6 protein-coding genes are annotated in these 16,107 nt (G+C 71.5%); 1 reads left to right on the top strand and 5 read right to left on the bottom strand.

Annotated features, from left to right (window positions below):
• Positions 1-99 precede the first annotated feature (99 nt).
• From ACFHVL_RS17100 to ACFHVL_RS17080, 5 genes are all read right to left on the bottom strand, one after another.
• Positions 100-2,343, bottom strand: coding sequence for a DUF3488 and transglutaminase-like domain-containing protein (locus ACFHVL_RS17100; protein WP_416628988.1), 2,244 nt, complete (start codon positions 2,341-2,343; stop codon positions 100-102).
• Positions 2,340-3,527, bottom strand: coding sequence for a DUF58 domain-containing protein (locus tag ACFHVL_RS17095; protein ID WP_416628986.1), 1,188 nt, complete (start codon positions 3,525-3,527; stop codon positions 2,340-2,342). The genes ACFHVL_RS17100 and ACFHVL_RS17095 overlap by 4 nt, the downstream gene beginning before the upstream one ends.
• 13 nt (positions 3,528-3,540) lie before the next feature.
• The gene (locus ACFHVL_RS17090) at positions 3,541-4,536 is read right to left on the bottom strand and encodes an AAA family ATPase (protein ID WP_416628985.1); all 996 of its coding nucleotides are present in this window, start codon (positions 4,534-4,536) and stop codon (positions 3,541-3,543) included.
• A gap of 44 nt (positions 4,537-4,580) precedes the next feature.
• The gene (locus ACFHVL_RS17085) at positions 4,581-7,256 is read right to left on the bottom strand and encodes a fibronectin type III domain-containing protein (RefSeq protein ID WP_416629024.1); all 2,676 of its coding nucleotides are present in this window, start codon (positions 7,254-7,256) and stop codon (positions 4,581-4,583) included.
• Between the two features lie 160 nt (positions 7,257-7,416).
• On the bottom strand, positions 7,417-8,535 hold the full coding sequence (locus ACFHVL_RS17080; RefSeq protein WP_416628984.1) for a tetratricopeptide repeat protein: 1,119 nt from the start codon (positions 8,533-8,535) through the stop codon (positions 7,417-7,419).
• A gap of 345 nt (positions 8,536-8,880) precedes the next feature.
• Between ACFHVL_RS17080 and ACFHVL_RS17075 the strand changes: the two genes are divergently transcribed.
• Positions 8,881-16,107 carry an SDR family NAD(P)-dependent oxidoreductase gene (locus tag ACFHVL_RS17075; protein WP_416628983.1) on the top strand — a complete coding sequence of 2,409 codons (7,227 nt, stop codon included), beginning with the start codon at positions 8,881-8,883 and terminating at the stop codon, positions 16,105-16,107.

The raw sequence follows: 16,107 nt of genomic DNA, 5'->3' as shown, positions 1-16,107 counted from the left end.
TTAGGTAAGCCTAACCGGTCCTCGGGTCTTGCCGCCGGCGGAGGTCCGCTGGCGATGCCACCGCAGCGGACCGGGGTGCAGCGACCAGACGATCCGCCGCTACCACGACCGGCGGGCACGCAGCGTGTCGACGTACCCGATGGCGTGGGCGCCGGCCACCCCTGCCTGTTCCAGGTCGGCGTCGTCCGGGGCGAACATGGCGTAGTTCACCAGGTCGGCGAGGGGATCGAGGTCGGGCAGCGCATCGACTCCCGGCAGCGCCCGGCCGTGGCGGGACACCTCACTCGCCGACAGGTGAGCCCCCGCCGGATGGCCGGCGAGTCGAAGAGCGTCGACGACCTCCAGCCAGGCACCGCCGATCCGGTCGGCAGGCCCACCGCTGCTCAGCCGGATCCGATGCTGCCGGCGGCGTAGCGCGAGCACGCCGAAGAGCCCGCTGCACACCACGGCGAGCCCCACCATCCCGCCGACTGTGCCAACCATCCAGCCCGGTGTCGAGCCCTGTCGCCCGGGGTTGGCCGCCGCAGGTACCGACGGCACCGGCTCGACCGGGGGCAGGGGACTCTGCTCCACCGGCGGGGTCGATTCCTGCGGCGCCGGCCGGAAATCCTCCTCCACCGGTCTGATCGCGCTGTCCGGGCGGGGCAGTGGGTCGAACGGCACCCAACCGATGCCGGAGAAGAGCACCTCCGGCCAGGCCACCGCGTGAACCCCGTGAACGGACGTGCCGCCGGGTGACACGACGAATCCGACGACCACCCGGGTGGGCAACCCGATCAACCGGCCGAGCAGCGCGTAGGCGGCGGCGAACTGCTCGGACGTACCCCGTTGGCCGCCGGCCTCGCGCGGCCCGAGCAGGAAGAAGCCCAGATTCGGGTACGCGTGCCCGCTCGGCGCGTCGGAGACCAGGTGGTAGTGCTCGGCCAGGAACTGCTCGAGGGCCAGTGCCCGCTGGTACGGCGCGCCGTTGTCCTCGGCGATCTGCCGGGCGAGTCGGCTCAGTTCCGCCGGTACGCCGTCGGCCACCCGCAGCACCCGGGCGACACCGTCCCCGGCGGGCACGTCTGCGGTGATCAGCGCGTTCGACGCCGGGGGCGGTGGCACCGAGTCGACGGTATAGCTCATCCCGGCGGTGAGACCCTCGGGGTGCAGCAAGGTGCCGCTGGCGGCGTCGTAGGCGACCCGTACCCCGTCGACCCGGGCCGGCACCGGCATTGCCGGTAGCAGCCGGCCGGACAGCTCGGCGATGGTGATCCGCTGGTGGACCAGGCTCCGGTCGGTCTCGGTGGCTGTTGCCAGCGGCAGGACCCGGCCGGCGTTGCGGTAGGTGCCACCGACCCGCCAGGTCACCCCGTCGTAGTCGTGCAGCACCGCCAGCCGTAGCCGGAGCTGCTCACCCGACCCCGCCGACCGACCCGGCTCGGACACGGCGTCCCCGGACGGCGCCCCGACCTGTACGTCGAACAGCGGCTGGTCCGGGTTGAGAGCCCAGCCGGATATCCTGATCAGCGGATTTTCGTCGAGGCTGTCGACCTGTGGGGGCGTGACGAATCGGCGTGGGTCGACATCGGTGGTCGAGATCCGGGCCACCACCACCGGCGCGCTCAACACGACCACCAGCAGTACGGCGCCCGCGCCGGCCAGGGAGAGCAGCGTCGACCGCAGCCGTAGCCCGTCGATCCGGCCGGCCGAGGGCTGGTCTCGCGCTGCCGTCGACCAGGCGAGCGGTGCGGAGTCGACCGGGGCGGGCCCGGCCGGCGTCGGTCGGCTGGCGGTGACCATCAGCCCCAATGCGGCGGCCGCGGCGAACAGCACTGCGGGCCAGCGGGCCGGTTCGGCGTTGGGACCCACGACGAACACCGCCGCGCCGAACAACAACAGCGGTGGGAGAAGTCCGAGCAGCATGCGCCGGCCGCGTACCGCGATCTCAGCAGCGGTCAGCCCGGCGATCCAACTGGCGACGACCGGTACGACGACCGTGTCCGGGACCGGCTCCATCGGAATCATCGCGGTCAGCAGCCGGGGCACGCCGTTGACCGCGGCGTCGACCAGCAGCCGGGTGGCCGTCGCGGGCAACTCGGCCTGGCGCGCCGTCCACCAGCAGGTCGCCAGCAGGTAGCCGCCCATCAGCATGATCGACAATGGAGCCACCTGCCAGTTCGGCAGCCGCCGGGCGAGCGCGCCGATCAGCACCGCACTGGCGCCGCTGCCGGCGATCAGCCAGGTCACCGTTGGTCCGTCGTAGATCCGCCCGAGGAGCAGGGCGGCGGAGGCGACGAGGGCGATCAGCACCGCGGGTACCGTCACCCGGCGTACCCAGCGGGCCGGTCCGGCGTCGTTCACCGCGTACCCACGGCATCCCAGGCCGCCGCGAAGCCTGGCCCGTCGACCGCCTCGACGAACAGCACGCCGGGCGGCGGGGCGGGGCGGGGCGCTGCGGGCACGCCGGCTGTGGTCGGCCCGGTCAGCCGGCCGATCAGCACGGTGGTGAACGCTGCGCGCAGCGCGCCAACCCGCGCGACTGCCGCATCGTCACCGACACCGGTGAGATACACCAGGGTGTCGCCCGGCTTCTGCCGGCGTAGCCGGTCGCAGACCAGCAGCACCGGGTCGCCGGAGACGAGCCGGTCGGTCCGGGCCAGCGTGACCTCCGCCAGCCGGTCCAGCGGATGGCTACTCGTGCCGGCCACCGACGGGTCGTCGACCACCATCCGCACCGACACCGCCAGGTCGGCCCGGGTCGCCGCGCTGAACACCGAAGCTGCCGCCTCGCAGGCCGCCTCGAAGGTCGCCGACGAGCCCGCGTCGGCGTCAGGATGGGCGAGGATCCGGTTGTCGAGCAGCACCACGAGCCGCGGCAGGCTGGTGTCGACGTGCTCCCGCACCATCAACTGCCCGATCCGGGCACTGGTGCGCCAGTGCACCCGGCGTAGCTCGTCGCCGACGATGTACTCCCGCAACGAGTCGAAGGTGATGCTGCCGTGCGGAACCCGGTCGAGTTGTCCGTCCAGACTGCGCGCCACCCCGGCCGGCACCGCCTGCAGGGGGAGCACCCGGGGTCGCACCCACACCTGGACCGCATCGCCATGCTCGCGTCCGACACTGATCAGTCCGAACAGGTCCCGCCGCGACACCCGCAGCGGACCGATCGGGAACACGCCACGCCGATCGGTGGGCACCGCGTAGCGCACGGTCGTCTGCGCACCCGAGCGCAGCCTCACCAGTGGCACGGCGATCCACCGTTGCCCGCACCGCTCCTCGGCGAGCAGACTGACCGCACCCCACCGACGCCGGGCGTCGACCAGCAGCGTCACCGTGCAGTCGTCGCCACGGGTCACCCGATCCGGATGGACGCTGCGACGTACGACCAGTCGTGGTTGCCACGACGTGTAGCCGGCGGCGTACCCGACGGCGATCAGGCCCGCCGTGCCGAGCAGCGCCAACTCCGGATAGCCGAGTACGGAGCCGGCCACGGTGAGCAGCGCGGCGCTCACACTGAGACCGAGACAGCGCGCGGTGATCGTCACAGCGTGGACCAGCTCAGGCCGGGACCGGCGTGGGTTGACCGGCGGGCAGCGGCACCGGGACGGACCGGACCGCGTCGGCCAGCACCTCACCGGCGGTGAGCCCTCGCAGTTGGGCATCGGCGGTCAGCAGCAGACGGTGCGCGAACACCGGCTCCAACAAGGCCTTCAGATCCTCCGGCAGGACGAAACCGCGGCCGTCGATGAGGGCGTACGCGCAGGCCGCCCGGGTCAGTGCGATCACTCCGCGAGGGCTCACCCCGACCCGGACCGCGGGGTGGGTCCGCGTCGCCACGGCCAGCCGTACGGCGTAGCCGTAGAGCGGGTCTGCGATGTGCACCCGCTGCGCCATCCGGATCAGTTCGCCGACAGCTGCCGTGTCGATGACCGGTTCCAGTGCCTCGGGTGAGCGCAGCGTCGCGCCCCGTAGCACCTCGATCTCGGTCTGCTCGTCCGGATAGCCCACCGACAGCCGGACCAGGAACCGGTCCAGCTGAGCCTCGGGCAACCGATAGGTGCCGTCCATCTCGACAGGGTTCTGGGTGGCGACGACGAGGAACGGCCGGGGCACCGGGTGGCGTACCCCGTCGACCGTGACCGTGTGCTCCTCCATTACCTCGAGCAGGGCCGACTGGGTCTTCGGCGATGCCCGGTTGATCTCGTCGGCGATGACGATGTTGGCGAACACCGGGCCAGGATGGAACTCGAATCCCTGGGTCGACTGGTTGAAGATGGTCACCCCGGACACGTCTGCCGGCAGCAGATCCGGAGTGAACTGGATACGCCGCCAATGTCCGTGGACGGTGGCGGCGATCGCCCGGGCAAGAGTGGTCTTGCCGACTCCGGGCACGTCTTCGACAAGCACGTGACCCTGTGCGAACAGGGCGGTCAGCGCCAGCCGCACCACCTGGGGCTTGCCCAGCACCACGGTGGCGATCCCACCGGCCAGTCGGGCGGCGACCGAGGCGAAGCCGGTCACCTCGTGGGGGCTCAGCGGTGCGGTCACGGTCACTGCGGCTGTCTCCTCGCCGAGGTGGATCGGGGGTGTGGCTGGTGTCAGCAGGTCGGCAGCGAGTGGAGGTCGTCACCGCCGGCCAGGTTGAACCAGGCCCAGGGAATGTAGTTGAGACCGTCGTACTCCACCCGGATCCACCAGGTGCTCGCCTTGCCGCCGTTGTAGATCCAGGAGTCGACATGCTCGCCCTGCCGTCGGCACAGCGCGGTCAACCGGGTGCCGTTGGGGACCCAGCCGACCTGGCGGTCGTTGTCCTGCTCGGGGACCGAGAAGATCTCGTTGCCGTTGCGGCCGGCAACGTCCGCGTCGCAGTAGGTGCGCTGCTCGCCATCTGGTCCGTTGACGCAGGTGGCGGTGCCCTGCAGGGCCGCGGTGGCGCGGGTGTGGGTCGCGGTGCCGGTGCCGGCCGCGTTGGCGGCCCGGACGGTGAAGGTGTACGACCGACCGGGGTAGAGACCGGTCACCCGAATGCTGTCGCAGCCACCGGTGACCGGTTGGCTGCCCTCCGCCGCTGCGGTGCATCTGACCTCCCCGCCGCCGGCGTCCACAGTAAATGCCAGGGTCACCGAGCTGGTGTCCGCGGTGGCGCCGGTGACGGTGACCCGGGGCGCGGCGACGGTACGGGCGGTCGTGGTCGCTGGCGCACCCTCCCCGGCGGCGTTGACCGCGTGCACCGCCACCGCGACGTCCGTCCCGTCGCCGAGATCGGCGATGACGACCCCGGCCCCGTCGGTGACCTCGGTGCGCCGGTCGCCGGTCACGACGACGTACCCGGTGACCGGCCGGCCGTTGCCGGCGGCAGGGCGCCAACTCACCCGGACGGCACCGCGTCGGTCGGCCACGGTCGCGGCGGCGACGTCGGCCGGCGGGTCGGGTGTCGTGTACGGGACGACGGAGTTGCTCAGCGGCGACGCCGTCGAGTTCGCACCCTGGTCGGTGACGGCGATGACGGTGAATGCGTACTGGGTGCCGTACTCCAGCGCGCCGGGGGCGATGACCAGCTCGGTGCCGTCGGCATTCCCGGCGGGCGCGGTGGCCTCGGCCGAGATCGCGGTCACGGTGTACGTGGCGACAGTGTTGCCCTGCCCGTTGGCCGCCGGCCAGCTGACCACGACCGCGCCGTCGGGGCGGGCCTGTGCGGTGACCTCGGTGGGGGCGTCCGGCACCGCGGCGGTCGGGGTGACCGGGTTGGACTCCCGGTCCGGACCGGCGCCTTCGGAGTTCACCGCGTGTACGGAGAACCGGTACGTCTCACCGTTGGTGAGCGCGGTGACCTCGAAGGAGCGCTGGTTGGCGCCCACCTCGACGGTGCGCCCGGCACCGGTGATCACGTACCGCAGGATGCCGGCGCCGTTGTCCGGTGCCGGGCGCCAACTCACCCGGGCCGTGCGGTCCCCGGCCGCCGCGGTGACGTTGCCGGGCGCCCCCGGCTTGCCGACAGCCGGCTCCACCGGCGGCGGTGGTGGCGGCGGAACCGGCGGCGGATCCCCGCCGAGGATGTCGTTGGCGTACTTGTCGACCACCCGAACCTCGTGGTGGTCGGTGACGACCCGGGCGGTGGACGCGTCCGGCGCGTTGATGAACAGGTGGTTCTCCCGGACTTCCAACTCCAGCGGGCCGCTCGCCTCCGCGATGGCGATCGCCGGCAGCGTCGTGCCGGTGGAGTCGAACGCGAAGATCTCCCGGGTGCGTTCGTCGGCGCAGTACACCCGACCTGCCCAGACGACTGCGGGCCGCAGCGCCGACCCGCTGCCGGGCACAGTGAACTGCCGGACCCCGTCGTCGTCGACCAGGATCACCCGACGCTGCTCCGGCACCGTGACAGCGACCTGCTCACCGGTGGTACGCGGCGGCAGCATCCCGGGCGCTGCCAGTTCGAGCGGCAGCTCGCGGCTGTCGTCGCCGCGCAGCAGGGTCAAGGTGCTCGCCGTCCGGTTGAGCACCGCGACCCCGTCGTCGAGCGCGGAGATGGTGAGCTCGTGGCTGGGTGGGGCGACGGCGACGGTGCGGACCTGCGTCGGCCCGGGCAGTCCGGTCGTGTCGTCAGGATTCGCTGCGGCCGGGCCGGGCAGTGACGAGTCGAACACGGCTGCCGGGCCGCCCTGTGCGGGGGCCTCCGGCAACGGCGCGGCGGTGATCGCCGAGACGGTCCCTTCGCTCGGGACGCCGACCCAGAGCCGGCCGGCCCCGTCGAAGTAGCCACCGGTGATGCCGGGCGGGTACCGCACGGCCTCGCCGAGCGGCTGCAGCGAGCGGGGGTCGATCTGCCGGACGACACCCTGGACGGCGTCGACGACGAAGGCCGCCTCGTCGTGCAGGGCGACACTGACACCGAGCCCGTTGGTGCTCGTCGTGGTGGCACTGATCCGCAGGGTGGCCAGGTTGAGCGAGCTGATCTGCCCGGTCGACAGGTCCCGCAGGATCAGGAACTGGTCGGTCTGCACGATCTGCGTCTGATGGGCGCGTGAGTCGGCGACCTCGACCCGGGTGTCGACCCGACCGGTCAGCCCGTTGACTCGGGCGAGCTCACCCCGTGCGGAGCTCCACAGCCAGGAACTCGCGTCGTAGCCGGCGATGGCGTGATCCGCGGCGCCGAGACCCAGCACGGTCAGCCCCATTCCGGCGACGACCGCTGCCACCGTACCGATGGTGACCAGCGTGCCCCGGCCGCGCAGCGGCCGTCGCCCGGGGCTCGTCGGCTCCGGGGCGGTGTCGATGCCCGGTGGGACCACAGTCGATCGCCCTTCCACGCGGGCCATCCTATGGGGCCGTTCGGGAGATGGGGGAACCCGCACGGGATCACCTGTGGATATCCGAGTGTCGGACGACGACGACTCAGCGTCCGTTCGGTTCGTGCCGGCCGACAAGGTCCCTGGGCTAGTTCGAGTCGGATTCCCGACGCTGCGTGCAGACCTGATCGGACGGCGCGTACTCGTCGGCCGAGTACACCGCCAGCACTGCGAAACAGTAGTCGAGTTCAGGGTTGAGGCCATTGACGGTGAAAACCGTGCGGCCCGGATTCACCGTCGCCAGCGCGGCGAGTTGTTGACCTTCGCGGCCGCTGGCCACCATGAACGGGACCGTTCCGGCGGTGGGGTCGGCCCAGGACAGCGTCACGGCGGTGCCGTCGTCGGTCAGCCGGAGCCCGCCGGGTGGATCGCCGCCCGGGCGGGCGCCTTGCGTCGGTCCGGTGGCCGGTACGGTCGCTGACGGACCCGGCCGGTCGAGCAGGACCGTCGCGCCGACGATGACGACGACGACAGCGGCGATGACCGCCGCGACGGCGGCGCCGATCGCTACCAGTACCGGGACCGCTGGCCCGCCGCCCGCTGGCTGACTCCCGACTGCGCGGCGCCCGACCCCGACGAGGGAATGTCCAGCGTCGATCAACGGCGGGCTACCCTCGACGGCGGTGGGTCGCGGCTTGGCCCGAAACTCGGCAGGTCGGGACCGGTCGTGGCGCGCTACCGGTACGTCCAAGCCGGCTGGTAGCGGATGGACCGGTTGATATCGGTGTTCGCCGGGGCGCTCCGGTTCGGAGTGCTCGGCGGGAGTCGGCTCGCCGACCGACCACTGTCGTAGGTGGCGCCGGGCCTCGGTGACCTGCCAGTGGTCGTCGCCGAGTACGGCCGGGCCGGCGTCGGCGACTCGGGTCAGGTTGCGGCGAGCCTCGTGGCGGTTGCCGAGTTCGTTGGCGACGACGCCGAGTTCGAAGGCGATGGCGAGCATGATCGGATGGGTGTCGCCGAGCCGGAACTCACCTGCGGCCAGTGCTTCCTCGAGTATTCGGCGGGCACTCGACGGATCGCCACAGTAGCGGTGCATCGCGGCGAGCAGGTGGCCGGTCAGCAGGACCTCGGGGTCGTCGTCGCCGAAGCTGGCCCGTCCGGTGTCCAGTGCCCGGTGCAGGTATCCGATGGCGCGTTGCGGGTCGCCGGCGTCGCGGATGGCGTTGGCTCGGTCGCGGACCTCAGCGAGCAGAGAAGGTTGTGCCACGGCGCCATGCTGCCGGTTCGACGGTTCACCGCGCCACTGGCGGGCGGCCACCACGACCATCGGCGAAGCCAGTTCGACCGCACGCCGCGTGGCCGTGGCGGCTGCCGGCCCCTGCCGGCAGCGGTGCGGTCGATCGGTCCGGAATCAGTCAGGTGCCCAGAAGTTGACCGTGCCAAGTCCAGTTTGTTGGTGAGAGAAGTTCACACCGTCGTAACTGATCGAGGCTAAGTTTCTTCGAGGAGTGACATCCAGGAATGGAAAATTTTCGCTCGGAGCTGCCAAGACGGTGGATCCTCCGGCGGTCAGCATCGAATCCGACACCACTGCTCACGAAGCGGGAGTCTGATGAGTACTGCACTCGACATGCGTGACCTGGTGATCGCCTACAACCCATGCGGCGAGATCGAGCCGAGTCCACGCGTTGCCAGCGCCGTCCGACGTGGCGGCGGCATCGGCGTCCTCGACCTGGCCACTGGGGACGCCCGGACACTGCGCGCGATGGAACAGCTGATCGGCTGGTCAGCTGAACCGATCGCGGTTCGGGTGCCGGCGAACTGCCAGGCCACCATCGACGACGTCGAGCGAATCGCAGCAGGACACATCGAGCTCGTGGTGGTCGCCGGTGAACTTCCCTGGGACCTGCGCGAGCTGGTGACCCGGTACCGCGTACTCGCCGAGGTCACCAGCCTCGCCGCGGCCCGCGCCGCCGCGACGGCCGGGGTGCACGGCCTGATCGCTCGCGGCATGGAGTCCGGCGGCGAGGTCGGCGAGCTCAGCACCTTCGTTCTCGTGCAGCAACTTGCCGGCGCTGACCTGGGCCTACCGGTCTGGGCGCTGGGCGGTGTCGGCCCGCACACCGCAGCGGCCTGCGTCACCGGTGGTGCCGCCGGCGTCGTGCTGGACAGCCAACTGGCCCTGATGCCGGAGTCGGAGCTGCCGGCCGACATCCTGGCCACCATCCGCCGGATGGACGGCTCGGAGAGCGTGCTCGTCGAGGGCTTCCGGGGAACTCCCCGCACGATGCGCCCGCCGGGCGAGACCAGTGCGCCGACCCGCGCCGAACTGCTCCCAGTCGGTCAGGACGGCTGGCTTGCCGCCGAGTTCACCAGCCGCTGGGCCGACACCGCCGCTGCGGTACGCGGCATCCGTACCGCGATCGTCGACGCGGCGACCGACACCGCTGCCGCTGCCGCACTGCAGCCCGCCGCGCCGCTGGCCAGGGAGTTGGGGCTGCGGGTGCCGGTCGCCCAGGGGCCGATGACCCGGGTCAGCGACGAGGCCGGCTTCGCCGCCGCGGTCGCCGCCGACGGCGCCCTGCCGTTCATCGCCCTGGCACTGGCCACCGCCGAACGCACCGAGGAGATGCTCACCGACACCGCCGTCCGCCTCGGCGACCGGCCGTGGGGTGTCGGCGTCCTGGGCTTCGCGCCCGAGGAGATCCGGCTCGCCCAGCTGGAGGTCATCCGACGGATCAAGCCAGCGGTCGCGATCATCGCCGGCGGCCGTCCATCGCAAGCAAAGGAGCTCGAACGGGACGGGATTCGCACCTTCCTGCATGTGCCCTCACCCGGGCTGCTGAGGCAGTTCCTGCGCTCCGGTGCGCGTCGGTTCATCTTCGAAGGCGCCGAGTGTGGGGGCCACATCGGCCCCCGGGCCAGCTTCCCGCTGTGGGAGGCGCAGCTGACGATCCTCGCCGAACACCTCGACAGTGTCCCGCCGGATCAGGCCGCCGAGGTGCAGATCTTCTTCGCCGGCGGCGTTCATGACGAACGGTCCGCCGCCATGATCGCCACCTTGGCCGCACCGATGACCCGCCGCGGCGTACGGGTGGGCCTGCTGATGGGCACCGCCTACCTGTTCACCGGGGAGGCCGTCGCCCACCGGGCAATCCAACCGGCATTCGCCCGGATGGCCCGGGAATCGACCCGGACTGCCCTGCTGGAGACCGCGCCGGGACACGTCACCCGATGCCTGCAGAGCAACTTCGTGGACGACTTCCACGCGCTGCGCGCCGAACTGGAAGTCGCCGGGCTCGAGAACCGGCAGGTGTGGGAGCACCTGGAACTACTCAACGTCGGCCGGCTGCGGATCGCCAGCAAGGGTCGCCGGCGCGACGGTGACGCCCTCGTCGACGTGGATGAGTCGACCCAGCTCAGTGAGGGCCTGTTCATGGCCGGCCAGGTCGCGGTGCTGCGCGACACCGAGACCACCATCGCGGCGTTGCACCGTTCGGTCACCGAGGAAGCGGTCACCTTCCACACCGAACGGTCTGGGACGCTGCGTGCCGCCTGGACCCCACCCGAACCGCAGGAACAGGCTGCCCCACTGGACATCGCCATTGTCGGGATGGCCTGCATCCTGCCCAACTCGCCCGACCTGGCGGCGTTCTGGCGGACCGTTCTGGACAGTGCCGACGCGGTCACCGAGGTGCCGTCGCACCGGTGGGACCCGGACATCTACTACGCCCCGGAGGTGGGGCCCGGACAGGCCGGCCGGATCAGCGTCTCGAAATGGGGTGGGTTCCTCGCCCAGGTGCCGTTCGACGCCATCGGGTACGGAATTCCGCCGTCCGCGTTGGCCAGCATCGACCCGACCCAGCTGTTGGCCCTCGAAGTCTCCCAGCGGGCCCTACGCGACGCCGGCTACGCCCCGGGACGCGACGGCGCCGATCACGCCCGCACCGGCGTGATCTTCGGCGCCGAGGCCGGCAGCGACATGGGCCATGCCCAGACCCTGCGGACCATGCTGCCCGCATACCTCGCGGAGGTGCCGGGGGAGTTGACCGACCTGTTGCCGACCGTGACCGAGGACTCGTTCCCCGGGATCCTCGCCAACGTCATCGCCGGGCGGGTCGCCAACCGGCTCGACCTCGGTGGACCCAACTACACGGTCGACGCGGCCTGCGCGTCGTCGCTGGCGGCGATGGACGCGGCCTGCAAGGAGCTCGTCTCCGGCGGCAGCGACCTGATGATCTGTGGTGGCGCCGACCTGCACAACGGCATCAACGACTTCCTGATGTTCACCTCGGCGCACGCGCTCTCGCCGACCGGCCGTTGCCGATCCTTCGACAGCACCGGTGACGGAATCGCGCTCGGGGAGGGTGTCGCCGCCGTAGTCCTGAAGCGGCTGTCCGACGCGGAGCGCGACGGCGACCGGATCTACGCGGTGGTCAAAGGACTCGGCGGATCCAGCGACGGGCGGGCCCTCGGTCTGACCGCGCCCCGCGCGGAGGGCCAGCGGCGGGCCCTGGACCGGGCGTACCGGCAGGCCGGCGTGTCCCCGGCACAGGTCGGTCTGGTCGAGGCGCACGGCACCGGCACCGTCGTCGGTGACCGGACCGAGCTGGAGACGCTGACCACGGTGTTCAGCGAGGCGGGGGCCGCGCTGGGCAGCTGCACCCTGGGCTCGGTCAAGTCGCAGATCGGCCACACCAAGTGCGTCGCCGGCCTGGCCGGACTGATCAAGACCGCGTTGTCGTTGTACACCGGGATCCGGCCACCCACCCTGCACCTGACCAGACCCAACCCGGCCTGGCATCCCGACCGCAGCCCGTTCGCCTTTTACACCCAGGCCCGTCCCTGGGCGGCGCCGGCCAGCGAGCGGATCGCCGGGGTGAGCGCATTCGGTTTCGGCGGTACCAACTTCCACGCGGTGCTCGGCGCGTACGCCAACGCACCCGAGCCCCGGCACGCCCGTGACGAGTGGCCGGCCGAGCTGTTCTGCTTCAAGGCAGGTGACCGGGCCGGAGCCCACCAGACGATCCGGTCGCTGCTGGCCACCATCGACACCCGCGACGGGCTCGGCCGGCGCTGGCGGCTGCGGGACCTCGCCGCCGGGCAGTCCGGGCAGGCCGAGGCCCGGTCCGGTCCGGTGCAGGTCGCCGTCGTCGCCGGTGACCTCGACGAACTCGCCGGCCTGCTGAGGCGCGCTCTCGCCGGCGAACACGACCCGGCGACTGGGCTGTACCAACCCGCTGCCGCCGCCGAGGCCGGCGGCAAGGTCGCCTTCCTCTTCCCCGGCCAGGGAAGCCAACGGCCGGGTGCTCTCGCCGAGCTGTTCGTCAGCTTCCCCGAGCTTCGCCGGTTCCTCGACGTCGGCCGCGACTTCGTCGATCCGCTGTTCCCGCCGGCGGCGTTCGACCCCGACCACGACCGCGGCCAGCAGGAGCGGGTCCGCGACACCCGGATCGCCCAACCCGTGCTGGGCATCGGTGGACTGGCCATGCACCATCTGCTCGGCCGGCTCAACGTACGGCCGGAGCTGGCTGGCGGGCACAGCTACGGCGAGCTGGTGGCGCTCAGCGTCGCCGGTGCCTTCGACGAGCGAACCCTGCTCGCGTTGAGCCGTGCGCGGGCGGAGGCGATCCTCGCCGCCGCCGGTGCCGATCCCGGGACGATGGCGGCGGTCGCCGGCACCGCGCAACAGATCAGCGGTGTGCTCTCCGATGCCGGGCTGTCCGACGAGGTGGTACTGGCCAACCACAACGGTCCCCAGCAGGTGGTGATCTCCGGGCCGACCGTCGCGGTACGCCGGGCGGTCACCGTGCTCAAGGAGAACGGGCTGTCCGCCCGTTCGATTCCGGTGGCCTGTGCGTTCCACAGTCCGGTGGTGGCTGGTGGCGTGGCGACCTTCCGGGAGATCCTGGCCGGTCACCCGGTCGCGCCACCCGCCGTGCCGGTCTGGTCCAACCGGACCGCGCAGCCCTACCCGACCAGGTCGGACGAGGTACGCGACGAACTCGCCGGTCAGATCGGCGCCCCGGTCAAGTTCGTGGACCAGATCGAGGCGATGTACGCCGCCGGCGCCCGGATCTTCGTCGAGGCCGGCCCAGGACAGGTGCTGACCCGGTTGGTCGAGACGGTACTGGCAGACCGACCTCACCTGGCGGTCGCTGTCGAGGGCCGGCGCTCAGGTGGTCTGCGGGGGTTCCTGTCCGCCATCGCCGAGTTGGCCTGTGCCGGGGTACCGGTGCAGACCAGTTGGCTCTTTCACGGCCGGCAGACCACCGAGGTCGTCCCGGCGGCGCCATCGTCGCGGCCGATCTGGACGGTTGACGGCCAGCTGGTACGCGACCAGCATGGCCGGCCGCTGCCCGGCGGCATGACGCCTCCCCGACAAATCAAGGAGTTGTCGATGACTGCATCCACCGAGACCGGCAACGGCCACGCCGCCAGCCTCGCCCACGGCAACGGCAACGGAGTCGCCCACGGCAACGGCAACGGAGTCGCCCACGGCAACGGCAACGGAGTCGCCCACGGCAACGGCAACGGCAACAGCGCCGGCCTCGCCCACGGCGTCGGTGCCGGCCGGGACAGCCGAGACGATCTGATCAGCGAGTTCCTCCGGACCAGCCGAGATATGATCGCCTCCCAACGCGACGTCATGTTGGCCTATCTCGGTGAGCGGCCGGTTGCTGGCAACGGGTGGACCACGTCCGACCCGTATCCGTCGGTCGTGGCGCAGCCCGCGATAGCCGCACAGCGGGCATACGTCGGGGAGATCGTCCCGGCGGTGCCAGATTCGCCGGCGACGGGTGACGTGCCGCCGGCGGCCGAGCCGGCTGCTCCTTCCAACTTCACGCAGGTAGACCACCCCGCCTCTGCCGTGGCTCCGGCTCCGGTGGCTCCGGCTCCGGTGGCTCCGGCTCCGGTGGCTCCGGCTCCGGCCGCAGCGACGGTGACGACCACCCTCGCGGTGCACCCAGCGGCGTCGGTGGGGTTGGCGCAGTTCCAGGATGCGATCTTGACGGTGTTGAGTGAGCGGACCGGGTATCCGGTGGATTTGATTGAGCTTGATCTGGATCTTGAAGCGGATCTGAGTATCGATTCGATCAAGCGGGCTGAGGTCGCTGGTGAGGTGGCGACGCGGCTGCGGTTGTCGGTGGATGGTGACGAGTCGGAGTTGGAGGATCTGGTTCGGGCTCGGACGGTGCGGACGATGGTGGCGTGGTTGGTCGAGAGGATGGCGGCGGATCAGTCGGTGAGTGCGGCGCCGGCCGCTGTGGCGACGGTGACCGCGCCGGTTCCAGCTCAGACTTCCGCGCCGGTTCCGGCTCCGACTCCCGCGCCGGCCGCGACGGCAACAGCACCCGGGCCGGCCACGCCCGCTGGGCCGAGCGGCGGGGTCGCTCCGCGCCGACTCGTTGCACACCAGGTGCCGGCCGCCGGCGCGGTCGTCGCGCCCGAAGTACTCTCCGGCACCCGATTTCTGATTACCGGCGGCTCACCAGTCCTGGCGCAGCTCGCCGAACGCCTCGCCCAGCACGGTGCGGCCGGCACCACCGGCTCGATCGACGGTGGCGGGTCGGACCAATTGGCCGGCTACGACGGTGTCATCATCCTGGACGGGCTGAGCGACAGCGGCGGGCAGCTTCTACCCGACATCTTCCCGTTCATCCAGCGGGCGCTCGCTGCCGGCGTCCGGTGGCTGGTCGCCGCCGGCACCAGCGGGCCGCGGACCGACGGGTTCGCCGGCCTGTTCCGTACCATCAGCCGCGAATACCCGCAGGTTTCGGTGAGCTATGTGGAGGTACCCCAGGCCGACGACCGTAGCCAGCTCGCCACCGCCCTCGTCACCGAACTGCTCAGCGGCGGGCAGACGCCGATCGCCACCTGGTCGGCATCCGGCCGGCACACCGTCGATCTGACCCCGGTCGCTCTCGGCGCGCTGGCCGCCGGCGGTGCCGGGCCGGCCGGTGACGGCGTCGCCGAGGTCCAGGCGATCGGGCTGGACCAGGACTCGGTGATCGTCCTCGTCGGTGGTGCCCGAGGCATCACGCCGTGGTTCGCCCGTACCCTGGCCGCGGCGAGTCGGTGCCGGATCGAACTGGTCGGGCGTACCCCGCTACCTGACCAACCGGAGTCTGCGGCGTTGGCCGCCGCGAGCGACAAACCGGCACTGCGAGCAGCCCTGGTGGCGCAGGGGTTGCGCGCACCCGCCGAGATCGACCGGATGGCCAACGCGATCCTGGCGGCGCGGGAGGTCCGCGCCACCCTGGCTGAACTTCGAGAGTTCGGCAGCCAGGTGCGCTACCACAGCGTCGACGTCAGCGACGCCGAGGCGACCCGGCAACTACTCAAGAGCATCCACGGCGAGTACGGACGCATCGACGGTCTGGTCTACGCGGCCGGGCGGATCGAGGACAAGCTGATCGCCGAGAAGGACCCGGAGTCGTTCACCCGGGTGTTCCAGACCAAGGTGCAGGGGGCGGCGACGGTGCTCGACGCCCTGCCGGACGGAGCGAAACCGCGCTTCGTGGTCCTCTTCGGCAGCATCGCGGCCGCGTACGGCAACAGAGGGCAGAGCGACTACGCCGCCGCCAACGATGCGCTCGACCGGCTCGGCGGCCGGTGGGCGGCTGGTTCCGGAGTCCGCTGCCTGACGGTGCACTGGGGGCCATGGGCACCGGGATCGGTGCACGGCGGCATGGTCAGCGCCGAACTCAGCCGGGAGTATGCGCGCCGCGGCATCGAGTTGATCGACCCCGAGGAAGGGGCACTGAGTCTGCTGCGTGAGCTGGCCTGGGGTGACCCTGCGGTCGCCTCCGTGGTCTACACCGCCTCCGGCTGGTGA

Source organism: Micromonospora sp. LOL_023, from assembly GCF_048060115.1.
Classification (GTDB): Bacteria; Actinomycetota; Actinomycetes; order Mycobacteriales; family Micromonosporaceae; genus Micromonospora_E.
The sequence above is the reverse complement of the archived record's forward strand: the minus strand, read 5'-3'. Positions and strand labels throughout refer to the sequence as shown.